We start from the raw sequence: 25,381 nt of genomic DNA on the forward strand, positions 1-25,381 counted from the left end.
GAGGGCATGACCTCCACCGCCGCGGCAGCGCTCACGCTAGACCCCGAGAGCGCCCCGCTGCCGCGTGCAACGATGAGGGTGGCGATGCGGCGGTTCTTCGATCGATCGTTCCGGATGCGCGGTCGTGCCAGTCGCAGCGAATACTGGTGGTGGATGCTCGTGAACATCGTCGTGGTCACGACCCTCCAAGTCGTCGCCCCGCTGATGATCGCGGGTCGCCCGCTGAGTGATGCGCTCAACTTTGGCCCCTTTGGCTCGCTTGTCTATCCCACTCTGAGCATCGCGAGTTGGAGTGACGCTACGACCGCGAATTCGCCCGTGCTCGTCGCTCTCGCTTTCATGGTGGGAGGCTGGGTTCTACTGACCGCGATCCCGGGAATCGCGGTCATCGTACGGCGCCTCCACGATTCGAACCTTTCCGGAGGGTGGGCGTTCTTTGCCCTCTTCCCGCTGGGAGCGATCATCGTGCTGGGACTCGCCCTCCGCAGTTCAGACCCTGAGGGTGCGCGCTTCGACTAGCGCGGCAACCGAATCTCCACCGCGCCGTCAACGATGCGGCTCTCAAAGCGCGGTTGCGGACTCGTCGCCGGACCGTGGATGACCTCGCCTGTATCGAGCGAGAACGCACTCTGATGCCAGGGGCATTCCACACACGCGCCGCCCGGAGCGGAATCGTCCTCGACGACGTAGCCATCGTGAAGCTCGGCCCCGAGGTGGCTGCACGTGTTAGAGAGCACCGAGACCCGCTCACCCCGACGGAAGACTACTACTTCGGTGTCGGCAACGACACGCTTCTCGAGAGCGCCCTCGGGCAAGTCAGTGAGCGGCGCCAGCTGCTGCCAGCCGCTCGGGAAGGTGGCTTCGACATCCGGCGCGTGACTGACGCCCGCGGCCTGCCGATAAGTCAGGTGCCCACCGAGGTAGCCGCCGCCTGAGGAAATCGCAAGCCCGGCATAGCTCAGCACTTTGCCGCTCGTGTGCTTTCCGCGCGAACGCTGCACAAAGGATGCCGCAAAAAGACCCGTGGCCACGATATTGACCGCGGCATGCACGATGCCCACGCGCTGCTGCTTTTCGTCCAGCTGCGACCAATCGGCAAAGCCAGCGACTGCCGTGCCGCTCGCGCCCAGCACTCCGACTCCGACCAAGGCACGCGATGCTTGTTCAGTGCCTGGCACGGCGTCGAGCACCCCGGCTGAGATCCACGCCCCCAACGGAACGTGGACCCCTAGCGGATGCACGGGGTGCCCCATTGGCACGCCGTGAAGTAGATCTCGCAACCACCGAGGGCGAAGTACTGCATCGACGACACCGCGCGTCTTGTCGACCGCGGGGTCGAGCGAGGTGGCCTCTTCGAGGCGGTCAACGTTTCGTAACACTGGCAGTCGTTTCATCGGTTCCTCGTCTCTGGCAAGTGCGGTTGTGCTGGCATTGGTTGACGCGGCTGCGGCCCCTAAAGAACCGCAGCGCGCCGACGGGAGCAGGCCTGAACTAGGCCGCGCTCGTAGGGGTCAGACCGTGACCGACTCGGAAAATCCGGTCTGAGGCTGGTCTCCGGTGACCTTCGCGGCAACGACACCCACAAGAGTCGCGACCTTGCCCGGGCTCTCCCAGTACTGGGCCGATTCGCCCTTGACGTGAATCAGAACGACCGAGGGGTCGGTCTCTCCACCCTCAAACCACACGTCGGTAAACGAACCCCACAGCTCCGACTTCGTCGCCTGATCGCGCACGACTTCGGCGGTGCCGGCGAGCGACAGCCACTGCGAGGAGCCCGAGTAGGAGACGTTAACGTGAGGGTGGGCCTGAAGCTGCTGCACGGCATCCGCGGTGTCGGAGGCAAGGAACCAGCAGTCGCCGTCGAACTCAGCCTGCTGAACTGTCATGGGGTGGCTGTGCAGAGCACCGCTCGCGGCGACCGTGGTCAGCATCGCGATTCGCGTGCTCTTCATGATGGAGCGGATGGTGTCGAGCTGGTCTGCTGTTGCGTGGCTGTGAGATGACATTGTGTCTCCAATTCGTCGACGGTTGCGCAGTTGTGCTGCGCTTCGACGCTAGGGAGCGATCCTCAACACTGGCCGAGTGCTAGCCGAACGTTAGATGAGAACCAAGACGCTCACTCGGTGAACGCGTCAACGATGACGAGTGCCTTCCCCCGCCAGCACCGCCGCATACCCTTCGCGGTAGCTCGGATAAGTAAACGAGAAGCCTGTACTTCTCAGTAGCGCATTGCGACAGCGCTTACCGCGGCCCCTGCCATCAGTGACACCGCCTGCACGTTCGAGCGGAATCGGTTGCTCGATACTGCGAGCGAGAAACTCGATGACCTCACGCTGATCGGCCGGCTCATCATCTACGCCGACATAGATGCTGGCGGGCGAGGGGGCCATCGTCGCAAGGTGCACGATGGCCGCTGCAGCGTCATCCCGGTGGATCAGATTGGTGAAGTAAGGGGCGGATGCCACCGTTTCGTCACCGGCACGGATGCGGTCGATCTGTCGGGTGCGACCCGGCCCGTAGATTCCCGCCAAGCGAAGAACCGTCGAATTGGCCACGCGCTCGAGCAACAACTCTTCAGCTTCCCGCAACACGGTCGCTGTCTCCGCTGACGGCGTCGCCGGAGTCAATTCATCGACCCACGAGCCATCGCTAACCCCATAGACGGCAGTCGAGGAGACATAAATAACTCTCGGTGCAGCAGCGCAGTCTCGCTCGATAGCAGCGGCGATGCTCCGCACGCTGTCGACGTAGGTCGCGCGATAGCCCTCGCGCGTGCGCTGATCGGGGCTCACCGCAATGACGACGATGCTGGTATCGGAGGGAAGAACCGGCATCCGCGCAGACAAGTCGACCGCTTGCCCAGCGATGTCGGGCGGCAGCTTGTCAATCGAGCGCCGTAGGCCCACTACAGAATGCCCCAGCGCCGCAAAGCGGAGCCCTGCTTCGACACCTAGGTCACCGCATCCGGCTATGACGACCGTCACTATTGTCTCCTCACGATGCACCACGCCGCACGCTGTCTCGTTCAGCATGAGCGAGCACCGCACAGCACCCGCCGCTCAAGAATAGCCAGAGCGAGCTGGGTGTTTTCCTGCCTGTGCGCCCACGCACAAGGGCCCGAAAGCCGAAGCTTTCAGGCCCTTCATGAACGTCGTGGCGTGAGCCAGTCAGTTACCGCGCGAGACGCAGATTATGCGAGGCGTGCGGCGAGGTTCTTGTCGAGCGTGTCGAGGAACTCTTCGGTGGTTTCCCACTTCTGGTCCGGTCCGACGAGCAGCGCGAGGTCCTTGGTCATGTGACCACCCTCCACCGACTTGATGACGACATCTTCCAGGGTCGAAGCGAACTCGATGAGCTCCTGGTTGTTGTCGAGCAGTCCGCGGTGAGCGAGTCCACGGGTCCACGCGTAGATCGAGGCGATCGGGTTAGTGGAGGTGGGCTTGCCCTGCTGGTGCTGGCGGTAGTGACGCGTCACGGTGCCGTGAGCGGCCTCTGCTTCAACAACCTTTCCATCTGGCGTGGCCAGAACGGAGGTCATGAGGCCGAGCGAGCCGAAGCCCTGAGCTACGGTGTCAGACTGAACGTCGCCATCGTAGTTCTTGCAGGCCCAGACGTAGCCGCCCTCCCACTTCATGGCCGAAGCGACCATGTCGTCGATGAGGCGGTGCTCGTAGGTGAGGCCAGCCGCTTCGAACTTGTCCTTGAACTCGGTCTGGAAGATCTCTTCAAAGATGTCCTTGAAGCGACCGTCGTAGGCCTTGAGGATCGTGTTCTTCGTCGAGAGGTACACGGGGTAGTTACGCGAGAGACCGTAGTTGAGGCTCGCGCGAGCGAAGTCAACGATCGAGTCGTCGAGGTTGTACTGAACCTGAGCGATTCCGTCGCTGGGGGCGTCGTAGACCTCAAACTTCATGGGCTCGGAGCCGTCTTCGGGAGCGAACTCCACGGTCAGCTTTCCCTTGCCCTTGAAGAGGAAGTCGGTAGCGCGGTACTGGTCGCCGAAGGCGTGACGGCCGATGATGATCGGCTTGTTCCAGCCCGGAACCAGACGCGGGATGTTCGAGATGATGATCGGCTCGCGGAAGATAACGCCACCAAGGATGTTGCGGATGGTGCCGTTAGGGCTGCGCCACATCTTCTTGAGGCCGAATTCTTCAACACGGGCTTCGTCGGGGGTGATGGTTGCGCACTTGACGCCAACACCATGCTTTTGGATGGCGTGAGCCGCATCGATGGTGATCTGGTCGTCTGTTGCGTCACGGCTTTCGATGCCGAGGTCGTAGTACTCGAGGTTAACGTCGATGTACGGGTGGATCAGGGTGTCCTTGATCCGCTGCCAAATGATTCGCGTCATTTCGTCGCCGTCGAGTTCGACGACGGTGCCTTCTACCTTGATCTTGGACAAGCTTTGCTCCTTAGTTGGTGGCCTCTACCAGCTTACTCTTTTTCCTAAGTATCTCGACATCGAGATACCTTGGCGCATCTGTCTACCGCGGGTTAGCCTGTATTCATGGGTGAGCTAAGACTTGAAGAATTATCGGCAAGCACCATTGTGGCTGCCAACAACCTCTCGCTACGTCGAGGGCAGGAGCAATTCGTCACGCCGCCCTCCTACGCGATCGCGGACGCCTACATCGATCCGCTCACGTCGTGGCCTCGTGTTGTTCTCGATGGCGACACCGTCGTGGGCTTCATCCGTGGCAACTTCGACGCGGATGCTTCGCAAGAAGAGTTCCGTAGCTGCATCTGGCGCGTCAATGTCGCCGGTGATGCTCAGGGCGGCGGCATTGGCCGCTTCGCCGTGAAGGCTCTCGCCGAAGAAGCCCGCAGCCGTGGCTTCGACCGCATTACCGCCATTTGGGAAGAGGGCGAAGACGGCCCAGAACAGTTCTTCCTTAAAGTGGGTTTTCAGGTCGTCGGCGAAACCCAATACGGCGAAAAGCTCGGCGAATACACGCTCTAGAGTGTGATCTCTCGCCTGCACCTTTTACGCGTTCCCACTCGCCAACCCAACGCTCGCTAACTGAACGCTCACCATGCCCGCCCCCAGCGACGATTTCGTGAGCCGCGTGCTCGACGTCGTTGAATCCATCCCACCCGGGCACGTGATGACGTACGGCGAGGTGGCTGCCACGATCGGCTCGCGAGCCGCGCGCGCTGTCGGCACCGTCATGGCGCGTTACGGCTCCGAGGTGGCGTGGTGGCGCGTCATCCGTTCGGGCGGGCATCCACCGCTGGCCCACGAAGATCGAGCACTCGTGCACTACGAGGCCGAATCAACGCCGCTGAAATGGATGCCCGACGGCGGGTACCGCGTCAACCTGCGACTAGCGCGGCACCGCCCCTAAACGAGCGAGTTGCGCCAGGCCGCGTGCAATTGCGCAAACTTGCCGGAGCCCGAAATGAGTTCTTGCGGGGTGCCATCTTCGATCACGCGACCGTGTTCCATCACGAGCACGCGGTCAGCAATCGCGACCGTCGAGAGACGGTGCGCAATGATGACAGCGGTGCGATCGGCGAGCAGTGTTTGAAGACCGGCCTGCACGAGTCGCTCGCTCGGGATGTCGAGCGACGCGGTTGCTTCATCCAAAATCAACACCACGGGGTCGGCGATAAATGCGCGCGCGAATGACAGCAGTTGTCGCTGCCCGGCACTCACCCGACCACCACGCTTGTTCACGTCAGTGTCGTAACCGTTGGGTAGCGCTTCGATGAATTCGTGCGCCCCGACGGCCTTCGCCGCGGCGATGATTTCGTCGCGGGTGGCATCGGGCTTGCCGAGGGCGATGTTGTCGGCCACGTTGCCCGAGAACAGATACGCCTCTTGCGTGACCATAACGATCGCACGGCGCAGGTCTTTCGGGTGCAGCTTGCGCAGGTCAACGCCGTCGAGCGAGACCGTGCCCTGGCTGGGGTCGTAGAACCGCGAGATGAGCTTCGCGAGTGTGGATTTACCGGCACCCGTTGTTCCCACCATCGCGACGGTCTGACCGGCCGGCAGCTCGAGATCGAACTTCGGCAAAATCACTTTCTCTGAGTTGTACGCAAACTCCACGCCGTCGAACTTCACGGTGCCCTTGGCCTTGCGCAGATCGATGGGCGTCGTGGGATCAGCAACCGTCGGGCGCTCTTCGAGCACTCCCGAAATCTTCTCGAGAGCCGCCGCAGCCGACTGGTACGAGTTGTAGAACATCGCCATCTCTTGCGCCGGAGCGAAGAACTGACGCGCGTACAACAGCGCACCGAGCAGGGCACCAATCGCAAGGTCGCCGGTCGAGACCCGCAGTCCACCCACGAGCAGGATCATTGCCAAGGCGACGTTTCCGATGAGAACGAGGCCCGGGTCGAAGATTCCGAACAGTTGGATGACGCGGGCGTTAGCATCACGGTAGTTCTCGACGAGTCCACCGAACTGTTCGCGGTTGCGCTCTTCCTTGCGGAAGGCCTTGACCGCACGGATGCCGGTCATGGTCTCAACGAAGTGCACGATCAGCTTGGCCGAGGTGGTGCGCGTCTCACGGAAGTGCAATTGCGACCGCAGCTGGAACCAGCGCGTAAGGAAGCCCAGCGGCACGAGGGCGCAGAACAGAATCACGCCGCTCACCCAGTCGAGCGAGAACATCGCGATCGCGATGAACCCCATGTAGAGCGCGCCCTGAACGAGCTGGTTGATGCCCGAGTCGAGCAGTTCGCGAATCGCATCGAGGTCGCTGGTCTGGCGCGCGATAATGCGGCCCGAGGTGTAGCTCTCGTGGAATTCGAGACTCAACCGTTGAGTGTGTAAGAAAACACGCTTGCGCAGGTCGAACAGAATCGCTTGGCTCACGCGTGCGCTGAGCACGGTGTACCAGGCGATCATCGAAGCGCCGATGATGCCCGTGAGCAGGTATGCGCCCACGGTGAGCCCGAGGGGCAGCGCGTCGCCATCGATGAGGGCAGGCAGGGCTCGGTCGATACCGAAGGCGATCAGTGCGGGGCCCGCAACTTGAGCGGCGGTGCTCACGACAACCACGACCATCGTGAGAATCACGCGGGCGCGCAGCGGCGCAATCAGTGAACCGAGCAGTCGCAGCGAACGCTGACGAATCTGGCGGCTCTCATCCTTGGTGTAGTCGTTACGCTCTTCGCCGGAGGTTCCCATCACGCTCATGAGCTGACCTCCTGTTCTTCCTCTTCAAGACTGGATATGACGTACCGGTAATGGTCGCTCGTCGCGAGCAGGTCGGAGTGCTTTCCGACCGCGGTGACCTTGCCATCTTCGAGAAGAGCAACCCTGTCGGCGAGCATCACGGTCGACGGCCGGTGAGCAACGATGAGTGCCGTGGTGGAGCTCAGCACCTTGCCGAGGGCTGATTGCACCAAAGTTTCGGTGTCAACGTCGAGCGCAGACAGCGGGTCGTCGAGCACGAGCACGGCGGGCCGTGCGGCAACGGCGCGAGCGAGCGCGAGGCGCTGACGCTGACCGCCCGAGAGGCTCAAGCCTTCTTCACCCACGAGAGTGTCGAGGCCGTTCGGCAGCTCGTAAACAAAGTCGGCCTGCGCAATGCTGAGCGCTTCGCGCAATTGCTCTTCGCTTGAGTCGGGGCGACCCATGAGCACGTTCTCGCGCACACTCGACGAGAACAGCGTGGCATCCTCGAACGCCATCGCCAGGTGACGACGTAGCTCCCGCAGCGTGAGGTTGCGGATGTCGACACCGTCGATACTGATGGAGCCTTCGGTCACGTCGTACAACCGTGTCGTGAGCGCCGTGATCGTGGACTTGCCCGAACCGGTGAGACCGACAAGAGCCATCGTCTCCCCCGGCTCAATGCTGAGGTCGACACCGTTGACGAGGTCGGGAACGTTCGCGGGCGAATCCGGGTAGCGGAAGTGCACGTTCGTAAACTGCAGGTGCCCCTTGCTCTCCGTGATGGTCTCCGGGTTCTCGGGATCCGTGATCGGGTTGTCGGAGTCCATGACTTCGAAGAAGCGGTCGGCGGCGGTACGCGCGTCGAACGTCATCGAGAGCAAGAAGCCGATCGATTCCACGGGGAAGCGCAGCACGGTCGCGGTCGCGAAGAACGCAACGAGGTCCCCGGCCGAGATGTTTCCTTCGACAACGAGCCAGACGCCGCCCAGCAAGCCGAGGGCGAACATGACATCGGGTACGAGCAACAGCCACAACCAGATGCCCGCAATGGCGCGAGCTTTCTCGATCTCGGTGCCGCGCAAGCTTTCGGCCTGCGCCGAGAATCCGACGAGCGCGTGCTTTCCGCGACCGAAAGCCTTAAGAACACGGATGCCGTGAACCGACTCTTCGACGGCGGTTGCCAAGTCACCGGTCTGGTCTTGACTGCGGCGAGCCACGATCGAGTACTTCTTTTCGAAGACATAGCCGTAGATCCAGAGCGGGATCGAGGTGACGATAAAGATCACGCCAAGAATCCAAGAAATATTGACGAGGAAGATCAGCCCCACGATGATCGTGAGCACGTTGACCACGAGCAACACGAGTCCGAACGACAGCCACCGACGGATGAGGTTGAGGTCGCTGACGGCCCGCGACAGCAGCTGACCGCTCGGCCACCGGTCGTGGAAGCTCACCGGCAGGTGCTGCAAGGTCATGTAGAGGCTATTGCGCATGCGCGCCTCGACATGGGTTCCCGGCGTCAGCACAAAGTAGCGACGAAGCGCGATCATGATCGCCTCGACGATGCCGAGCCCGAGGACGATGAAGAAGGCGGGCCAAATCTGGCTTGAATCGCCCGATTGAAGCGGCCCATCCACGAGCGAGCGCAACACTTGTGGGATAAGCAACGCCACAATACCGGCGGCGAGCGCTGCCCCCATACCGAGGTAGATGAACGGCATGGCTGATTTTGCATAGGGGTAAAGCCGGCGGATAGCCGTAAAAGTGCCGACTGCTTTCACGCGTTCTGGCTGGTCAGACTGTGGTGACACCATGGATCCTTGACGAGAGGGATCCCTGCGTTCAGGGATCGCGATTACTGCGGGTCGCGTCGTGTGCGACCGTGAACCGCTGCTCCTCGTCGTGATTGGCGCGGGGCAGACAGCCTTTTAGAATATGCCCGCCCCGGCGCTTTCACAATCACTATCCACAAATTTTTTGACAGAGTCTCAACTCAGCGGATGCGGACAGAGAGGCACGTGACGCAGCCCTCCATCTTCTCAAACTCTGACACGTCGACAGTCACGACGCGATACCCAAGGTTCTCGATGAGAGCCGCGGTCTTCGGTGCCGACGATGACATCAGCACCGCGTCATCCGACAGCACCACAACAGCGGCACCTTCGGCCTCGGGCACGGCCAAGAAACGGTCATAGAGGTCGACGTTGTCGACGAGATCGGGGTGACCGATGATCGTGCCGTCAGGAAGCGCTGTGACACCGCTCTTGAGGTGCAGCACCTTCTCGACCGGTACCGCAATGACGGTGTAGCCCATGGGCGTCACGATCGCGCGCAACTGGCGGATACCTTCAGCATTAGTACGACCGCCACGACCGACGTAGACCGTGGAGCCGACCTTGAGAACGTCACCACCGTCGAGAGTTCCCGGCTGAGTGATCTCGCGGAGTTCGAGGCCCAGTCCAGCGACGCTCTCGCGAACAGCATCAATCTCGGGCTGGCGGCTTTCAGCGCCAGGGCTCGTGAGCACGGCGACCTCGCCGAACATCACCACAGTGTCTTCGATAAAGACGGAGTCGGCGAGCTCATCGGCGGCGGCCACTTCAATGGTCTCGAAGCCGTTGGCCTGAAGTGCCGCGACATAGCCTTCCCACTGAGCATCCGCGAGTTCGGCGTCGACGGGAACACGGTCAAGGTGCGTAAGCTCGCCGTCGGCCATACGTGACGACGGCGCACGAACCAGAGCGGTGAGGGTGGTCGGCTGGTGAACCGGCCGGGCAATCCCCGCCCAGACCCGGCGGCCAACGGTGACTGCAGTGATGATGGTAGCGACGACGAAGATGAGGTTCGTTCCCAGCAAGCTTGCCAGAATGAACGTCATCGCCTCAGGGTTCCACTCGGCACCCGACGCGATAATGCCAAGAGCAGTTCCGAAGAAGGCTGACGCGATACCCAACACGAGACCGGTAACCGCAGCGGTGTACCAGTACCGATTAATCTCCAGCGCAGCCGCTAGGGAGTACAGCAGGAACAGAACGAGGGCCATCGGCAAGAAATATTCGCCGATCGCCGGCAGGTTCTCTGCCGCAGCACCGTTTGACGTGAAGAACGCCAACCCGGTTGCGAGGTAAACGGTGCCGGCAACGGCAAGTCCTGAAATAAAAGCTGCGCCGAAACGCCGTTTCACACTGATCATGCGCCCAAACCTATCTGTGTCAATCTATGTTTTTGCCTTGAGCGCACATAAGTGCTTCTCTACCGCGCGTCAGCGTCCGCAACGCGAGCGAGTCTCGCGCTGAGCGTCGCGCTGAGGGCGCGCTTAGTGGAAGAAGTGGCGCTCTCCGGTGAAGTACATCGTCACGCCCGCTTCGATCGCTGCGGCAATGACCTCTTCATCACGAATGGAGCCACCAGGCTGAACGACGGCACGAACACCGGCATCAAGCAGCAGCTGCAATCCGTCGGCGAAGGGGAAGAACGCGTCGCTGGCCGCAACCGAGCCCTTGGCCCGATCACCGGCACGCGAAATCGCGAGCTGGCACGAGTCAACACGGTTCACCTGCCCCATACCGACACCCACGGATGCTCCGCCGTCGGCAAGCAAAATAGCGTTCGACTTCACGGCGCGCACTGCACGCCACGCGAACTCAAGGTCCGCGAGAGTCTCGGCATCGGCGGCGTCGCCCGCAGCGAGCGTCCACGCCGACGCTGGCGAGAAGTGCGCGTCGAGTTCTTGCACAAGCATGCCGCCCGAAATCTGGCGGAGTTCGCGGCTGTCGCGGGCGTAGCCCTCGGGCAGCTGCAGCAAGCGCAGGTTCTTCTTGGCCGTCAAGATCTCGAGCGCTTCAGGCTCGAAGCCGGGAGCAACGACAACCTCGGTGAAGATGGGGGCGATCGATTCTGCGGCAGCCTTCGTGATGATTCCGTTGGCCGCGATCACTCCGCCGTAGGCCGAGATGGGGTCGCAGGCGTGCGCCAAAACGTGGGCTTCCGCAATGCTGGCCGCCGTGGCGATTCCGCACGGGTTAGCGTGCTTGATGACCGCAACAGCGGGAGTGTCGTGGTCGAAAGCGGCGCGCAAAGCGGCGTCGGCATCCACGTAGTTGTTGTACGACATCTCTTTGCCACCGAGCTGCGTGGCCTGAGCGATTCCGGGCTGAGCGGCCACACCGTAGAGGGCCGCCTGCTGGTGGGCGTTCTCGCCATAACGAAGCACGGCGAGCTGGTCAGCGGCGACATCGAGGTGCACAGGCAGCGTGGGAGCGGATGCCGCGGCATCCGTTTCACCGAGCAGCGCACCGGTCAGGAACCACTGCGACACCGCGGTGTCGTAGGCGGCGGTGTGCGCAAAGGCTTGCGAAGCCAGCGCGTAACGCTGAGCGAAGGTTGTGCCCTCCCCTGCTGCCGCGGCGATGATCTCGTCGTAGCTCTCAGGGCTCGTGACAATGGCAACGTTGGCGTGGTTCTTGGCGGAGGCGCGCACCATGGCGGGCCCCCCGATGTCGATCTGCTCGACGATGTCGGCGGGAGCAGCGCCAGAGGCAACCGTTTCCACGAATGGGTAAAGGTTCACGACAACGAGGTCGAAGGCTTTGATGCCGAGCTCGGCGAGCTGAGCTTCGTGTGACTCGAGGCGAAGGTCAGCCAGAATACCGGCGTGCACGGCGGGGTGCAGTGTCTTGACGCGACCATCGAGCGACTCGGGGAAACCCGTGACCGTCGATACCTCAGTGACGTCGTAACCCGCTTCAGCAATCGTCTTCGCGGTCGAACCGGTCGAGACGAGTTCGACGCCCGCGTCAGCGAGCGCGCCGGCCAGGTCGAGAAGTCGCGACTTGTCACTCACGGAGATAAGCGCGCGGCGGATCGGAACGACATTGCGTTCGCGGAAATCGGCAGGATTGTGACTGGGGCCGCTCATGGGATTCAGAGTTCCTTTAGGTTGATGCGATTGGTGGCAATGTCTTCGATCGTCTGCACCAGCAAGCGCCGTTCTACCGGCTTGATGCGAGCGTGCAGATGTTCTTCGGTATCCCCCGGCTCGATCGCAACGCGCTCTTGCACGATGATCGGACCGCTATCGACACCGTTGTCGACCTTGATAACACTGGCACCGGTCTGGGTTGCCCCCGCCGTAAGAGCATCGCGAACCGCGTGCGCTCCCGGAAACTCGGGAAGGTACGCCGGATGCGTGTTGATGATGTTGGGAGAGAGCGCTTCGACAACGCGCGGCGGCAACAACTTCATGAAGCCGCTCAGCACTACGAGGTCGGCGTTCCAGAACTGAATCTGCTCGAGCAGTTCATCGCCCCAGGCGTCGCGGTTCTCGAAGTTCGACATCGCCACCGAGAAGGTAGGGATGCCGTAGTGCTCGGCATGATCAAAACCGTCCGCAGCCCGGTCGGCGCCGACGGCGATGACACGAGCGGGAAAGTCGGCACTCTCGGCCGCTTCGAGCAGGGCAGCGAGGTTAGACCCGCCCCCGGAGATCAAGACAACGAGTGTGAGCACGCACCCAGCCTAGCGCTCAGTGAACCCGTCGTCAGCGCGTTCCGGGCGAGCAGCCGCCAACAGGCCGAGCCCCGCCGCGACCGAGAACTCAAGCGCAGCCCACGCGGCGACGATCCAGGGCTGGGGACCGACATCCACTAAACGGCCAGGACCAGCTGAACCAGCGGATGCCCAGGCTAATCCGGCCACGATTATCGCGGCCGTGACACCGATTCCGAGCGCCACTATCGCCAGCTCGCGGCGACGAAGTTCGCCAGCGATGCGCGGGCCAAGAACAGCAGCGACCAAGAAACCCACCACGATCGGAGCAAGCAGCCCTACGAAACCGAACGCGAAATCTCCGCCGGGCAGCGCGCCCAACAGCGGGATCGCCGGAACGGGCCCGAGCGTTGTCGCAAGCGGTGAGACCGCAGAGCCGGTGCCGATCGCGAAGCCGGGCCCGACGAGCCACGAGGCTGCCCAGATGACGACGTTGGGGAGAAGAGCGAGTTGGCCGATCGTGACCGCGACGCCACCCAGTACCTCGGTGTGGAGTCCTTCGTAGAGCGTGATGATGTCGGCAAACGACGTGACAATCGCCGCCGTCGTAATGAGCGAAGCGACCGCAAACAATCCGGCAGCCGCGATGGCGCCGCCGCGCAGAGAGGTCGAGACGATCGTGCGCACGTGAGCCGGCCATCCAGAGATCCATCGACGGAGGCGCCCAGAAACGGGATTGCTTGCCGACACGATCTGGCTGCCGATCAGCAGGCCGAGTGCAAAGACGAGGGTCGGCAACAGAGCGCCCTGCCACAGCGACGGACGCGCCACCGGGTGCAGCGCCGACAGCGTCAGCACGAGCGACGCCAACCCGAACGTCGCCAGGGACGCGAGCGTGCCCAACAGCACATGCGAAGTCTCGGCGACGCGGCGACCCGCGCGCACCCCCAAGAGAAGAGTGAGCAGGGCAAAGCCCAAGAGCGCCATCGTGATCGTGACGGGAGTGCTTGCGGCGGCAAGGCCGACCGAACTCGCCACGGCCGGATCAAGGACGACGGTGATGTCGGTGCCATGACCGACGAGCCAGATATCGACCGCCGCGCGCCAGAATACCGTCCAGTCAATCGCCAGACCGTAATGGATGCCCCACAACAGCGTTAGCGGAACCAGCGGAATCGCAATCCCGATAGCGACAACGAGTAGCGCCTCGAAGGCGGCGAAGAGGAGGGTGAGCTGGCGATTCATGTCGTTGCCGAGAGTACCCCGCAGCACCCACAAGCGCGCTGCGGCCTACCGCAAAGCGGCGATCTCACGGCGGAGATTGCCCGCACGAAGAAAGCCCGCCGAGAACGAATCTCGGCGGGCTTCTCGTGTGTGAGCGCGTGAACGCTATTAGCTCGCGAGTTCGCCGAAGCCGTCTCGCGTCATCTCCAGCAGAGTGTCGATCGCCTGCTGGGCTGCAGCGCCGGTTGCCGAGAATGCGACAACCTCATCCTTCTTGGCGCCGAGCGACATGATGCCGATCAAACTGTTTGCGCCAACCGGGCCCTTGCCCGTGGTCACGTCGCGGATGGTCACTTTCGCGTCGATTTTCGCAAGCGTCTGAACGATCGCGGCGGCCGGGCGAGAGTGCAGCCCGTCGGGGTTGACGAGAGTGGCTTCCGCGGTCAGCGCCGCGGAGCCGTCAGTAGTGGATGTCGCGGCGGCTACCGCTGGCGCAGCGTCCGAAGCAGAATCTTCGCTTTCTGCCGCAGGCACAGCCCCGCCCTGATCGGCGAGCTGGCTCTGCTTCGGGCCCATAGCGCCCCGGGCTTCGCGGTCGACCTCGTCGAGCGAAGCACCAGCGTTAGCCAGCACAATCGCGGCAATGAGACCCTCCACGAAGGGAGCATCCGTGAGTCGAACTTCGTCGCTCGTGGTCATGAACTCGGTGGCCATGGTGCCGCTGAGCACCGCAGACCCGAGATCCATGAAGACGAGAACGCCTTCTCCGCTGGCAACCTCGTCGATTGCCTCGGCGACCTTCACGGCATCCGTACCGATGATGCCGTCACCGGCACCGGCCGCAATGGCGATCGGCGGCGGGGTCTCCCCCACCATTTCTAAAGCAAGATCCACAGCGGCCCGCGCGAGCGCAGGGCTGTGGCTCACCACCACAATGCCGATCACGGTCAGCTCGCTACAGTTTCGGCGAGCGCCTGAAGCAACAGCGTGCTCGAGGTGGCACCGGGGTCAAGGTGGCCGGCGCTGCGTTCTCCGAGGTAGCTCGCGCGCCCCTTGCGGGCAACGAGAGGCTCGGTCGCGTCACGACCCTTTTCGGCGGCAGCGAAAGCCGCGGATGCCGCAGCACTGATGTCGGCGCCGCCAGCGACGGCAGCATCCCAGGCATCCAGTGCCGGAGACAGCGCGTCGAACATGGTCTTGTCGCCCGCTTCGGCCTTGCCGCGCGCCACGACGCCTTCGAGACCGGCCCGCAGGGCGGCGCCGAAGGCTGCTCCGTCGAGTTCGGTGACGGGGCCAGCGTTGACGCCCATGCGCAAGAAGAGCGTGCCGTAGAGGGGGCCGCTCGCGCCGCCGACAGAGGTAACCAAAGTCATTCCTACTGACTTGAGCAGTTCGTCGGCGGCGGTCGCGGGTGCAGCACCAACCTTCTCGATTACTGCGCTCATTCCGCGGGTCATGTTCGATCCGTGGTCAGCGTCGCCGATGGCCGAATCGAGTTCGGTCAGGTAGCTCTGCTTCTCGGTCACGAGATCGCGAAAACGCGAAAGCCAGGCGATCAGTTGGTCAAGAGTGATGGTGCTTGTAGACATAGTTCTTAGACTCCCCAGCGGAGCCCGGCGGTGTTCACCGGGGCATCCCATAGTTTCAACATTTCTTCGTCAGCCTTAAGGATGGTGACCGAGCAGCCAGCCATATCGAGGCTCGTGATGTAGTCACCGACGAGGTTGCGCACAACCTCAACGCCGGCAGCCTTCAGCAGCTTCGCGACCTCGTTGTACATGATGTACAGCTCGATCTGCGGGGTTCCGCCCATACCGTTCATCATCACAATGGCGGGTGAGCCTGTGAAGTCCATGTCGGCCAGGATCGGGTCGACCAGTTGCTTGGCGACCGAGGCGGCATCCGCGAGCTTCTCGCGGTGGCGACCGGGTTCTCCGTGGATGCCGACGCCGATTTCCATCATGTCGTCGGGCAGGTCGAAGGTTGGCTTTCCTGCCGCGGGAACGGTGCAGCTCGTGAGAGCCATTCCCATGGAGCGACCGGAGTCGTTGACGCGGTGTGCGAGTGCGGTGACCGCGTCGAGGTCTTGCCCCTCTTCCGCTGCTGCGCCGACAATCTTCTCGAGCAGAACGGTGAGGCCAACGCCTCGGCGGCCTGCCGTGTAGAGCGAGTCCTGAACGGCAACGTCGTCGTTGACGACGATCGAGGCCACCTTCACTCCGGTTTCCGCCTCCGCCATTTCGGCGGCCATCTCGAAGTTCATGACGTCGCCGGTGTAGTTCTTGACGATGTGCAGTACGCCAGCACCAGAGTCAGCGACCTTGGTGGCTTCCTGCATCTGGTCGGGGGTGGGCGAGGTGAACACTTCGCCCGCACACGCGGCGTCGAGCATCCCGATGCCTACAAAGCCGCCGTGAAGCGGTTCGTGGCCCGAGCCACCGCCGGAGATCAGCGCAACCTTGCCAGCGCGGGTGGGTTCTGCACGGTAGATCACGCGGTTGACGTGGTCGACCTTGAGCTCTGGATGCGCGGCGTCGATTCCGGCGAGCGCGTCGGCGAGTACCGACTCGGGGGTGTTGATCAGTTTCTTCATTATTTGGCCTTCTCTTCCGTGAGTGCCTCGGTGAGGGTGGTGTTGTCTGCGGCGGTCTTCGAGATGAAGCCGAACGCGAGGGCTGCGAGTATGCCGGCGAGCAGTTCAGCGGCGAGGTAAACCCACAGCTGCTCCCACGCGACTTGGCCGCCCATGATCTGCTGAACGAGCATCGGTCCCGTGGTGCGGGCCGGGTTGATGGAGGCGCCGGTGATCGGGCCAACAGGAATGATGGCGGCGAAGACGACGAAACCGATGGCGAGCCCAGCGAAGCCGGGGGCTGCCTTGCGGTGGATAACGCCGAAGACGGTGAAGACGAGGATGAACGTTCCGATGAACTCAGCGAAGAATGCCTGGCCAACGGGGATCGTGTCCGGGTTGAAGGAGGCGACTCCCAAACCAGCGTCTACTGCGGCCTGGCCGAGAACGCCGACGATCGCGAACGCACCGGCGGTAGCACCGAGAAGCTGAGCGACGAGGTAGCCGGGAACTTCACGCCACGCGAACTTGCCGGCGACGGCGAGACCGATCGTGACAGCCGGGTTGATGTGGTTGCCCGAGATGTAACCAAACACGTACACCGTGACGACAACGATGAGTCCGAAGGCGAAGGAAATGATTCCGAGGCTCGCCATCGTGAAGGGCTCGTCACCATTCAGGATGAACGTCGCGGGCACGGAGCCGACACCGACGAATACAAGAAAAGCGGTTCCTAGAAACTCTGCAGCTAGCTTCTGCCACTGCTTGTTCTCATCCATTAGTTCTCCTTTGAACTCGATTTATTCGCGCGACCGGGTGTCGCCCCATTCCGTAATATCGGAACGTTATTCGATAATGTCGAATATGCTACGTTCACTATCATCTTGTCAAGCGGGGATGTTGCGAAAGTAAACGGCCGCGGCAGACATAATGAATACCGGCCTACCGACGGGGAGCAGCGTTGATCCAATCGATTGATCGAGCAGCACAAGTGCTCTCCTCGCTCCAAGGCGCCCGCCATCTCGGAATCACCGAACTCGCTGGCCATCTCGGACTCCCGCCGTCGACCGTTCACGGCATCGTCAAGTCGCTTCAGGCCCACGGTCTGGTCGCCAAAGAGCCCAACGGCAACCGCTACATGCTCGGCCCAGCCCTACTCAAGCTCTCGAACGTGTACCTCGACACCCTCGATGTGCGGGCGCGAGCCATGCGCTGGACCCAAGAACTTTCGCGGCGCACAGGGCTCGCCGTTCGTCTGGGTGCTGAGTTATTCGACGAAGTCATCGTCATCCACCACAACAGCCGGCCCGATGGCAGCGAGCAAATGCCCGAAACCGGGCTCTCGATTCCCGTGCACGCCTCGGCCTTGGGCAAAATTTTGCTGACCTACAACGCGGATGCCGCAGACCAGCTTTTCGAGAACCCCCTGCGTAGCCTCACCGGCGACACCATCACGGACCCCTCGAAACTCATTCTGCAGTTTGCGCAGATTGCCGAGCGCGGCATTGCCACGGAGGAAGACGAGGCCGTTCTCGGCGAATCGTCTATCGCAGCACCGATCGCCGACCGCAATGGCAGCGTCATCGCCGCCGTCGCGGTCGTGATGCCGTCAAGCGAATGGCCGCCAGAAGACAACGTGCTGAACGTTCTCCGCGAGACTGCGCGCAACATCTCTCGCGAGCTCGGCTACACCGCCTGGCCGCCGCCCGTCGTGCGTCGCCCACTCGACGACTAACACCCGACCCTCAGCGCGCTTAATACAACAACGGCTGGCCACCCGTGGGGAGGTGACCAGCCGTTGTTGTCGTGGGTTAATTATTGAGTGAGTGCCGCCTAGAAGACGATCCAGACCCAATCGTTACTGCTCTTTGAGCCCGTGACGTTGTCGCTGGCCGGAGTGAACTCGGCCTTCACCTGGTGCAGGCCACGATCAAGTTTCGGCAGCTTCACCGTCACCTTTCCGTTGTCCGACTCGTCGAGCGTGATGGTGTCGACCTTCTTGCCATCGACGGTTATCTTGACCGTTCCGGTTGCGGCAGCATCCTCGCCAGTAGCGACGCGGATGGTGGCGCTCACGGTGTTCCACGAGAACGCGATGTGCTTGCTCACCGACAGGCTCACGCTCGAGCTGTAGTTGATCATCACAGCCTCGGAGGTGGCGCTCGCGCTCGGCAGGTCCTTCTTGCTGGCGGTGACAACGACGGTGATCGCCTTGCCCTCGTCAGCCTCTGTGACCGTGTACTTGCTCTTGTCGGCGCCGGCAATGTTCTCGCCGTTCGCCTGCCACTGATAGCTGAACTTCAGTCCGTCGACATCCCACTCGCCGGGGTTAGCCGTGAGCTTCTTGCCGACCAGGGGGTTGCCCGAGATCGTGGGCAGAACAGTGTTTACCGGAGTTCCCGGCACAACGTCCTCCTGCGTCACAACCTCAATTGCGGTGGTCGCCCCCGTGTCGCCATAGCTGACGAGACCGAGGTAGTTCGTGAACGGGGCGAGGCCCTCCCACGATGCGGTGTAACTCACGGCTTCGCCTTGAACACCCGGGAGAACTTCAGGATTCAGCCCAAGGGGCTCTCCCGCGCCAGGCACGACGGCGAAGGTTCGCACGTCGAACGCGGTCGACGGGTTCGCGGCATACACCGACGCGATCACGAGGTAGTCACCCGGTGTCGGATCAGCGAGGTTGACGCGCTCGTCAGCGGCTCCCGTCGCGGACTGCCACCCGGCGATCGGAGTACCACTGCCATCGAGCAGGTACACGATCAAGTCGAGGTCAGCGGTGTCATCGATCGAGTCGAGATCGAAGCGCGCATACGTTGTGCCCTCAGGCACAGTTGCTGCGTACTCAAACTCGTCTCCGCTCACACCAGATCCCGAGTGGTCGGTTTCGGTGCCCGTGGGGTCTTCGTAGAAGACACCCGCGGTGAGCCCGGTCGAGGTCAGCGGAATGTCGCCGTTTCCGCCGGGCGTGACGGTCACTTCGACGGCACCGTAGGTTCCGGTTCCGCTGGCAGTGCCGGGAGCGAGGATCGTGACGGGGCGCACAGCGATGGGGCTGTGCACGACGGTGTCGCCGCTGGTCCACGTGAGAGCACCGGTGGTGAACTGGTCGAGCGGAGCATCCGTTCGGCTGATGGTCACTTCGAAGCTCTGAGTTTCGCCTGCCGCACCGAAGGTCAGCGTGGAGGGCGACACCGTGGCATCGATGCCGGGAACCGAGATGGATGCCTCGAACGTACCCGCCTGAGTGGAGGTCACGGTGCGAGTGATCGTCTCGGCTGCCGTCAGCGAGCCAATACCGATGGATGCCAGGTTGAGATTGCTGGGATCGATTGCTTCGACCGCGGGGTCGAGCACGTCGTAACCAGCACCCTCGATGTAGGACAGCCAGTCGCCGATGTCGTTCAGGTAGAGCAGTCCAGGTTCGAAGAACTTGGTCGGGTCAACGTGACCGGAGCCCTGCGTGAAGGGATCGGTGACGGGGTTTCCGTCGCCATCCACGGTGTCGTACGCGGTTGTCATGAACGCCGACTTGATCTCGGCGGGAGTCGCGTTGGGGCGCTCCCCGAGGTACAGCGCGGCGAGACCGGCAATGTGCGGCGATGACATCGAGGTGCCCGAGAGCAGCGCGAACGTGGGCTCGGCTCCTTCAGCGTTCGCACTGGCCGCGAGAATTCCGACGCCGGGCGCCGAGATGTCGGGCTTGATGATGTCGCTACCGTCGGCTTCGACAGGGCCACGGGACGAGAAGCCCGCAACCTGAGGTGTCGGCGGCTGGTACGCAGTCTCGTTACCGGGAGTGAACGTTGCCGTCGCACCTTCGGTCGCAGCATAAGCCAGAACCGCATCGCGGTACTGAGCGTCCAAGTGGACGGTCGGGATCACGTGGGTGTCGAGGTCAATCGAGCTCGGGGTCACGTTCACGAGAACCGCACCGATACCGCCAGCACGAGCAACCTCGGCCGACTTGTCGACGCGAGCGATGACACCCCGGTCGCAGACCACGATCTTGCCGTCCACGAGAGCCGGGTCGAGAGTGTCAGCGAGGCACAGGTCGGGGTCAACAGCGCCCTCGAGCGCGACATCCGCCGCGTAGACGAGCTCACCCGTCAGCGGTTCTGCCGCAGGGTCAAGGTCGACAGTGATCGACGCACCAGCGAACTCTTGGCCGTCACCGAGAGTGACAGTCGCTTCGTAGTTCGGGATGGTGCTGGCGGCGACTGTGGTGATCCACGGTGCCGCGTTGTCGAGCGTTGACGCATCGGGGCCAGAGTTTCCGGCAGAAGCAGCGACGAAAACGCCGGCAGCAGCAGCACCGAGGAAGGCCTGGTCGGTCGGCGAAACGGTGCTGGAAGCAGCGCCTCCACCGATCGAGTAGTTGATCACGTCAACACCGTCAGCGACGGCTTGGTCGATCGCGGCGAGAAGGTCAGTGGATGCACAACCGTCGTCTGTCGTGTCGACAGGGTCCGGTCCGCTCCAGCACACCTTGTAGGCCGCGATCTTGGCGGCAGGAGCAACTCCGGAGAAGTACCCGAGAGCGTTGCCACCGACGTTAGCGTCGACTTCAAGGTTTCCGGCTGCCGTGCTCGCGGTGTGCGAGCCGTGGCCGTCGCCGTCACGCGGCGATACGTATTCGCCGACGCTGGCGTCGCCGAGGTTGCCGGCGCCGAAGCCGTCAACGAAGTAGCGAGCGCTGATGACCTTGGTCGTGCAGTCATCGGCGGTGAACTGGTCACCTTCGGTGCAGACACCCGTGAAGGTTTGGCCGTCTGACTTCTCGAAGACGATCGAGTCGCCATCGCGATAGGGATCGGCGCCCGGCGTGCTGCCGAGAGCGTCACCGGCAAAGGCCGGGTTTTCGGGAGCGAATCCGGTGTCGAGCACGCCGACAACGATTCCTTCACCGGCAGTCTCTGCTCCGCCGGTCGCGGCCCAGAGTCCGTCTGCGCCTTCGAGGCCGAGGAATTCTGTTGACCGCTGCGCAGCGGTGATCTTCTTCAACTCATCCGGAACGATCGAGGCAACAAGCTTGTTGGCCGAAAGCTCAACCGCTTGGGCGGCGGTCAGGTCGGCCGCGAAGCCGTTGGTCGCGAGCGTGTACGAGTAATCGATATCGGCGCCGACTGATGCCGCCACATCGTCTTGTTTCTCTTCCAGATACTCGGTGTAGTCCTGCACTACTTGGCGGCGAGTGTCGAGCTGCTCGCCATCGGGTGGGGTGGTCGCATCAAAACCGCGAACACCGCCGTCGTAGGTTGCAGCAGCCTGATCCACCATCGTGACGATGTAACGCCCCGGGGTAAATTCAGTCTGGCCGCCGCCGCCAATGGATGCTGGTGCAGCTGTGGCGCCGAGTGCGGCGCCGGTAACCAGGGAAGTGGCGACAAGAGTTGTCGTTGCCACCACCGATATGACTCTTCGAATGCTCACGAATGTTCCTATTCTTCTGTGAATCGGATATGCCTTGTTGACGTGCACACGCTGATCAGAGCGTGTTTGCGAAGCTGGTGGCCGGGCACTCACCACGAGCCACTATATGTGCGTTCTACCCCTCAACAGGGGGTCTCCCCCGAGCAGCGTTACCTTAACGTGACATATTGTCCGCTCTTTGGGGGACGCGATTAAACGAAAGAAGCGCCCCCGTCCAGTGGACGGCGGCGCTTCTGTGTAGCGAAAGTGCGAGCTACAGAGTTTCGAGAATTTCGCGCATGAGCTTGGCGGCTTCAGACGGCGTCTTGCCGACCTTCACGCCTGCAGCTTCGAGAGCTTCCTTCTTGGCCTGAGCGGTTCCGGCAGAGCCAGAAACGATCGCACCGGCGTGACCCATGGTCTTACCCTCGGGAGCCGTGAAGCCCGCAACGTAGCCCACAACGGGCTTCGTAACGTTGGCCTTGATGTAGTCAGCGGCACGCTCTTCAGCGTCTCCACCGATTTCACCAATCATGACGATTGCCTTGGTCTCGGGGTCGGCCTCGAACGCGGCAAGAGCATCGATGTGCGTCGTGCCGATGATGGGGTCGCCACCGATGCCGATAGCGGTCGAGAATCCGAGGTCACGGAGTTCGTACATCATCTGATACGTGAGCGTTCCCGACTTGGAGACGAGACCGATCGGGCCCTTGCCGGTGATGTTCGCGGGCGTGATGCCGACAAGTGCTTCACCGGGCGTGATGATTCCGGGGCAGTTCGGACCAATGATGCGGGTCTTGTTGCCCTTCTCCTGCGCGTAAGCCCAGAATTCGGCAGAGTCGCCGACGGGAACACCCTCGGTGATGATGACGAGCAGCGGCATCTCAGCGTCGATAGCTTCGATAACGGCATCCTTGGTGAAGGCTGGAGGAACAAAAGCGATCGAAACATCCGCCCCCGTCTTTTCCATTGCTTCAGCAACCGTGCCGAACACGGGCAGCTCAACGTCGCCGTGGGTGACGGTGGTGCCAGCCTTGCGGGCGTTGACACCGCCAACGACCTGGGTACCAGCAGCGAGCATGAGGGCGGTGTGCTTGGTGCCCTCACCGCCGGTGATGCCCTGAACGATGACCTTGGAGTCCTTGTTGAGGAAAATTGACATGCTCGGTTCCTTACTTCGCGGCGTTGGCGAGTTCGGCGGCCTTAGCGGCGCCCTCGTCCATAGAGGCGGCTAGCGTCACGAGGGGGTGGTTCGCTTCAGCAAGAATCGCGCGACCCTCCTCGACCTTGTTGCCGTCGAGACGAACAACGAGAGGCTTGTTGGCGGAGTCACCGAGCTCGGCGAGCGCGCCCACGATTCCGTGAGCAACAGCGTCACACGCGGTGATTCCACCGAAGACGTTGACGAACACGCTCTTGACCTGAGGGTCGTTGAGAATGACGTCGAGGCCCGCGGCCATGACAGCAGCGGATGCTCCGCCACCGATGTCGAGGAAGTTGGCGGGCTTCACGTTGCCGTGGTTTTCGCCAGCGTAGGCAACAACATCCAGCGTCGACATGACGAGGCCGGCACCGTTACCGATGACACCCACTTCACCGTCGAGCTTGACGTAGTTGAGGCCGTTGGCCTTAGCCTTCGCCTCGAGGGGGTCAGCAGCGTCAGCATCTTCGAGCTCGGCGTGCGAGGGGTGACGGAAGTCTGCGTTCTCGTCGATCGAGACCTTGCCGTCAAGGGCAACGATGTCGCCGTCTTCGGTGATCACGAGAGGGTTGACCTCAACGAGAGTGGCGTCTTCGCCCTTGTACACGTCGTAGAGCTTCACGAAGACAGGGGCAACCTTTTCGACGAGCTCTGCGGAGAATCCAGCAGCGGTCGCAATTTCGGTGGCCTTGGCGAGGTCGATACCCGTGAGCGGGTTGACCTCGATCTTGGCGAGAGCCTCGGGGCGCTCAACAGCAAGCACCTCGATTTCCACTCCACCTTCAACGCTGCACAGCGAAAGGTAGGAGCGGTTTGCTCGGTCGAGCAGCACGGAGAAGTAGAACTCCTGCGCGATGCGAGCACCGGCAGCAATCATTACTCGCTTGACCGTGTGGCCGTTGATGTCGAGACCAAGGATTTGCTCGGCTGCGGCGAAAGCGTCGTCGGCGTTGTGAACAACCTTGACACCACCCGCCTTGCCGCGACCGCCGGTCTTGACCTGAGCCTTGACTACAACGGTTCCACCGATTTTCTCGGCTGCTGCTTTGGCTTCTTCTGGGGTGTCGGCAATCAGGCCGGCAAGTACTGGTACGCCATAAGACTCAAATACATCTCTGGCCTGGTACTCATATAGATCCACGCTGCTCATTCCAATCCGCGCGTAATGGTGAGTGGGGAAGGCGGCGAATCGGTGCCAAATTGGTCGGCTCCATGAGTCGCGCGCCAATAGAAAACCTTACCGTGCCTAACGTTGTGGGTTTTCCGATAGCGGGCTGTACAGGGCGAAAGATCAGCAAATCTTGTGTTTGCGCCCTCCTAAACTGGCTTCATGCCCGCATCTGCCCCTCTCAGAATTGCGGATGTCTCTGCCGACGTCGCTCTGTTGGCTGGCGGCGGGGCGGCCATTCTGTTGCAAATCGCGCACCCCGCTGTGGGGCAGGCGGTCGCCGAGCACAGCGACTTTGCGCGGCGCCCGCTGGATCGTCTCAACGGCACCCTCACCTATCTCTACGTCACCGTCTATGGCACGCCCGCCGAGGCTGCCGAGGTCGCCCGGCGCGTGGGCGCGGCTCACCGGCCGGTGCGAGCCGACAGCTACGACGCCCGTGACCCGCAGCTCCAGTTGTGGGTGGCAGCCACGCTTTACGACACCGCGATGCGCGTGCGCGAGTTGGTGTTCGGGCCGCTGCGCGACGTGGACGCCGAAACCCTGCTGGCCGATTACGCCGTGATCGCGACCGCGCTGGGCGTTCCGCGCACGCTGTGGCCCGCCGACCGTGCCGCCTTCGCCGCCTACTGGAACGAGAGCGTGGCCTCGTTGCGCGTCACGGACGCGAGCCAACGAGTTGCCCAGCAGCTGCTGCATCCAACCGGCGGACCGTGGTGGTTGCGCGCCTCGATGCCGCTCGTGCGCGTGCTGACCGCGGGGCTCCTAAGCGCTGAGCTGCGCGAGGCGTATGCGCTCCCCCACCACCCAAAGCGCTTCGACCGGATCATGCGGGTCACGCGCGCGGTGTACCCGCACCTTCCCCGCTGGGCGCGCTTCGCGGTACAGCGGCGGTATCTGGCGTCGTTCCGGCGATCGCTCGCCTCACGCTGAGCTGCGCCCGTGTTCACTGCTGGCTATTCACTACCGGGTTTTCATCGCTTGGTGTTCACCGCGGCAATAGTCAGGCACACTCCGGAAGACACCAGCAGACTGATGCTGATCCACCAATTGTCCGATCCGTCGGGCAGCAGCAGAACCCCATTCACGACGGCGAGCACGGCAAGGACGCCGCCTATAACCCACAGAGCGATGCGTAGTTCGCGCGGTATCGACTGGTTCATTGACGTTCTCTCCTCCTCGACG

23 protein-coding genes are annotated in these 25,381 nt (G+C 62.5%); 5 read left to right on the top strand and 18 right to left on the bottom strand.

Translation table 11 applies throughout. The annotated features are described in order from the left end of the window. The first annotated feature begins 6 nt into the window (after positions 1 to 6). A complete protein-coding gene (locus tag ACWTV3_RS05220) occupies positions 7 to 519 on the top strand; it encodes a DUF805 domain-containing protein (RefSeq protein WP_498477151.1) in 513 nt (170 codons plus the stop codon). On the opposite strand, the gene ACWTV3_RS05225 is transcribed toward ACWTV3_RS05220, so the two are convergent. The 4 genes from ACWTV3_RS05225 to ACWTV3_RS05240 all read right to left on the bottom strand — a co-directional run bounded on the left by ACWTV3_RS05225 (position 516) and on the right by ACWTV3_RS05240 (position 4,405). Next, positions 516 to 1,394 (bottom strand): Rieske (2Fe-2S) protein, encoded by an 879-nt coding sequence (locus ACWTV3_RS05225; protein ID WP_498477152.1) that lies wholly within the window; start codon positions 1,392 to 1,394, stop codon positions 516 to 518. The genes ACWTV3_RS05220 and ACWTV3_RS05225 overlap by 4 nt on opposite strands. 117 nt (positions 1,395 to 1,511) lie before the next feature. Beyond that, the gene (locus ACWTV3_RS05230; protein ID WP_498477153.1) at positions 1,512 to 2,006 is read right to left on the bottom strand and encodes a pyridoxamine 5'-phosphate oxidase family protein; all 495 of its coding nucleotides are present in this window, start codon (positions 2,004 to 2,006) and stop codon (positions 1,512 to 1,514) included. A gap of 126 nt (positions 2,007 to 2,132) precedes the next feature. Then, positions 2,133 to 2,984, bottom strand: a complete 852-nt coding sequence (locus ACWTV3_RS05235; RefSeq protein WP_498477154.1) for a Rossmann-fold NAD(P)-binding domain-containing protein — start codon at positions 2,982 to 2,984, stop codon at positions 2,133 to 2,135. Positions 2,985 to 3,190: 206 nt separating this feature from the next. Next, a complete protein-coding gene (locus ACWTV3_RS05240) occupies positions 3,191 to 4,405 on the bottom strand; it encodes an NADP-dependent isocitrate dehydrogenase (RefSeq protein ID WP_498477155.1) in 1,215 nt (404 codons plus the stop codon). A 105-nt stretch (positions 4,406 to 4,510) separates the two neighbouring features. On the opposite strand from ACWTV3_RS05240, the gene ACWTV3_RS05245 reads away from it, so the two are divergent. Together ACWTV3_RS05245 and ACWTV3_RS05250 are read left to right on the top strand one after the other, a co-directional pair. Further along, a complete protein-coding gene (locus ACWTV3_RS05245; protein ID WP_498477156.1) occupies positions 4,511 to 4,963 on the top strand; it encodes a GNAT family N-acetyltransferase in 453 nt (150 codons plus the stop codon). A 73-nt stretch (positions 4,964 to 5,036) separates the two neighbouring features. After that, positions 5,037 to 5,348 (top strand): MGMT family protein, encoded by a 312-nt coding sequence (locus ACWTV3_RS05250; protein ID WP_498477157.1) that lies wholly within the window; start codon positions 5,037 to 5,039, stop codon positions 5,346 to 5,348. On the opposite strand, the gene ACWTV3_RS05255 is transcribed toward ACWTV3_RS05250, so the two are convergent. From ACWTV3_RS05255 to ACWTV3_RS05300, 10 genes are all read right to left on the bottom strand, one after another. After that, positions 5,345 to 7,150, bottom strand: a complete 1,806-nt coding sequence (locus tag ACWTV3_RS05255; RefSeq protein WP_498477158.1) for an ABC transporter ATP-binding protein — start codon at positions 7,148 to 7,150, stop codon at positions 5,345 to 5,347. The genes ACWTV3_RS05250 and ACWTV3_RS05255 overlap by 4 nt on opposite strands. Next, positions 7,147 to 8,946, bottom strand: coding sequence for an ABC transporter ATP-binding protein (locus ACWTV3_RS05260; protein ID WP_498477159.1), 1,800 nt, complete (start codon positions 8,944 to 8,946; stop codon positions 7,147 to 7,149). The genes ACWTV3_RS05255 and ACWTV3_RS05260 overlap by 4 nt, the downstream gene beginning before the upstream one ends. Positions 8,947 to 9,125: 179 nt before the next feature. Beyond that, positions 9,126 to 10,325 carry a dimethylargininase gene (ddaH, locus tag ACWTV3_RS05265; protein ID WP_498477160.1) on the bottom strand — a complete coding sequence of 400 codons (1,200 nt, stop codon included), beginning with the start codon at positions 10,323 to 10,325 and terminating at the stop codon, positions 9,126 to 9,128. A 123-nt stretch (positions 10,326 to 10,448) separates the two neighbouring features. Continuing rightward, entirely contained in the window at positions 10,449 to 12,050 is a 1,602-nt protein-coding gene (gene purH / locus ACWTV3_RS05270; protein ID WP_498477162.1) for a bifunctional phosphoribosylaminoimidazolecarboxamide formyltransferase/IMP cyclohydrolase, read from the bottom strand. 5 nt (positions 12,051 to 12,055) lie between these two features. Then, positions 12,056 to 12,640: a phosphoribosylglycinamide formyltransferase gene (purN, locus tag ACWTV3_RS05275; RefSeq protein ID WP_498477163.1), complete on the bottom strand. Its 585-nt coding sequence runs from the start codon at positions 12,638 to 12,640 to the stop codon at positions 12,056 to 12,058. A 9-nt stretch (positions 12,641 to 12,649) separates the two neighbouring features. After that, a complete protein-coding gene (locus ACWTV3_RS05280; protein WP_498477164.1) occupies positions 12,650 to 13,864 on the bottom strand; it encodes a cell division protein PerM in 1,215 nt (404 codons plus the stop codon). A 147-nt stretch (positions 13,865 to 14,011) separates the two neighbouring features. After that, entirely contained in the window at positions 14,012 to 14,788 is a 777-nt protein-coding gene (dhaM, locus tag ACWTV3_RS05285) for a dihydroxyacetone kinase phosphoryl donor subunit DhaM (RefSeq protein ID WP_498477165.1), read from the bottom strand. Positions 14,789 to 14,790: 2 nt separating this feature from the next. After that, a complete protein-coding gene (dhaL, locus tag ACWTV3_RS05290; protein ID WP_498477166.1) occupies positions 14,791 to 15,432 on the bottom strand; it encodes a dihydroxyacetone kinase subunit DhaL in 642 nt (213 codons plus the stop codon). A 5-nt stretch (positions 15,433 to 15,437) separates the two neighbouring features. After that, positions 15,438 to 16,436, bottom strand: coding sequence for a dihydroxyacetone kinase subunit DhaK (gene dhaK / locus ACWTV3_RS05295; RefSeq protein ID WP_498477167.1), 999 nt, complete (start codon positions 16,434 to 16,436; stop codon positions 15,438 to 15,440). Then, entirely contained in the window at positions 16,436 to 17,194 is a 759-nt protein-coding gene (locus tag ACWTV3_RS05300) for an MIP/aquaporin family protein (protein ID WP_498477168.1), read from the bottom strand. Before ACWTV3_RS05300 ends, dhaK begins: the two co-directional genes overlap by 1 nt. Before the next feature lie 182 nt (positions 17,195 to 17,376). Here ACWTV3_RS05300 and ACWTV3_RS05305 point away from each other — a divergent pair, with 182 nt between their 5' ends. Beyond that, positions 17,377 to 18,150, top strand: a complete 774-nt coding sequence (locus tag ACWTV3_RS05305; RefSeq protein WP_100388274.1) for an IclR family transcriptional regulator — start codon at positions 17,377 to 17,379, stop codon at positions 18,148 to 18,150. Positions 18,151 to 18,248: 98 nt separating this feature from the next. On the opposite strand, the gene ACWTV3_RS05310 is transcribed toward ACWTV3_RS05305, so the two are convergent. The 3 genes from ACWTV3_RS05310 to sucC form a co-directional block, all read right to left on the bottom strand. Continuing rightward, positions 18,249 to 21,848, bottom strand: coding sequence for a S8 family serine peptidase (locus ACWTV3_RS05310; protein ID WP_498477169.1), 3,600 nt, complete (start codon positions 21,846 to 21,848; stop codon positions 18,249 to 18,251). Between the two features lie 253 nt (positions 21,849 to 22,101). Next, positions 22,102 to 22,989 (bottom strand): succinate--CoA ligase subunit alpha, encoded by an 888-nt coding sequence (sucD, locus tag ACWTV3_RS05315; RefSeq protein WP_197123297.1) that lies wholly within the window; start codon positions 22,987 to 22,989, stop codon positions 22,102 to 22,104. A gap of 10 nt (positions 22,990 to 22,999) precedes the next feature. Continuing rightward, on the bottom strand, positions 23,000 to 24,169 hold the full coding sequence (gene sucC, locus ACWTV3_RS05320; RefSeq protein ID WP_498477170.1) for an ADP-forming succinate--CoA ligase subunit beta: 1,170 nt from the start codon (positions 24,167 to 24,169) through the stop codon (positions 23,000 to 23,002). Positions 24,170 to 24,358: 189 nt separating this feature from the next. Between sucC and ACWTV3_RS05325 the strand changes: the two genes are divergently transcribed. Further along, entirely contained in the window at positions 24,359 to 25,129 is a 771-nt protein-coding gene (locus tag ACWTV3_RS05325) for an oxygenase MpaB family protein (RefSeq protein ID WP_498477171.1), read from the top strand. Positions 25,130 to 25,170: 41 nt separating this feature from the next. On the opposite strand, the gene ACWTV3_RS05330 is transcribed toward ACWTV3_RS05325, so the two are convergent. Then, positions 25,171 to 25,359 carry a hypothetical protein gene (locus tag ACWTV3_RS05330; RefSeq protein ID WP_197130688.1) on the bottom strand — a complete coding sequence of 63 codons (189 nt, stop codon included), beginning with the start codon at positions 25,357 to 25,359 and terminating at the stop codon, positions 25,171 to 25,173. Positions 25,360 to 25,381: the final 22 nt, after the last annotated feature.

This window comes from Salinibacterium sp. AL4.1 (genome assembly GCF_059767305.1).

Coding starts and splice junctions, on each gene's coding strand:
- ACWTV3_RS05220 (WP_498477151.1), top strand. CDS start 7: ATGACCTCCACCGCCGCGGCAGCGCTCACGCTAGACCCCGAGAGCGCC.
- ACWTV3_RS05225 (WP_498477152.1), bottom strand. CDS start 1,394: ATGAAACGACTGCCAGTGTTACGAAACGTTGACCGCCTCGAAGAGGCC.
- ACWTV3_RS05230 (WP_498477153.1), bottom strand. CDS start 2,006: ATGTCATCTCACAGCCACGCAACAGCAGACCAGCTCGACACCATCCGC.
- ACWTV3_RS05245 (WP_498477156.1), top strand. CDS start 4,511: ATGGGTGAGCTAAGACTTGAAGAATTATCGGCAAGCACCATTGTGGCT.
- ACWTV3_RS05250 (WP_498477157.1), top strand. CDS start 5,037: ATGCCCGCCCCCAGCGACGATTTCGTGAGCCGCGTGCTCGACGTCGTT.
- ACWTV3_RS05255 (WP_498477158.1), bottom strand. CDS start 7,150: ATGAGCGTGATGGGAACCTCCGGCGAAGAGCGTAACGACTACACCAAG.
- ACWTV3_RS05260 (WP_498477159.1), bottom strand. CDS start 8,946: ATGGTGTCACCACAGTCTGACCAGCCAGAACGCGTGAAAGCAGTCGGC.
- ddaH (WP_498477160.1), bottom strand. CDS start 10,325: ATGATCAGTGTGAAACGGCGTTTCGGCGCAGCTTTTATTTCAGGACTT.
- purH (WP_498477162.1), bottom strand. CDS start 12,050: ATGAGCGGCCCCAGTCACAATCCTGCCGATTTCCGCGAACGCAATGTC.
- ACWTV3_RS05280 (WP_498477164.1), bottom strand. CDS start 13,864: ATGAATCGCCAGCTCACCCTCCTCTTCGCCGCCTTCGAGGCGCTACTC.
- dhaL (WP_498477166.1), bottom strand. CDS start 15,432: ATGTCTACAAGCACCATCACTCTTGACCAACTGATCGCCTGGCTTTCG.
- dhaK (WP_498477167.1), bottom strand. CDS start 16,436: ATGAAGAAACTGATCAACACCCCCGAGTCGGTACTCGCCGACGCGCTC.
- ACWTV3_RS05300 (WP_498477168.1), bottom strand. CDS start 17,194: ATGGATGAGAACAAGCAGTGGCAGAAGCTAGCTGCAGAGTTTCTAGGA.
- sucD (WP_197123297.1), bottom strand. CDS start 22,989: ATGTCAATTTTCCTCAACAAGGACTCCAAGGTCATCGTTCAGGGCATC.
- ACWTV3_RS05325 (WP_498477171.1), top strand. CDS start 24,359: ATGCCCGCATCTGCCCCTCTCAGAATTGCGGATGTCTCTGCCGACGTC.
- ACWTV3_RS05330 (WP_197130688.1), bottom strand. CDS start 25,359: ATGAACCAGTCGATACCGCGCGAACTACGCATCGCTCTGTGGGTTATA.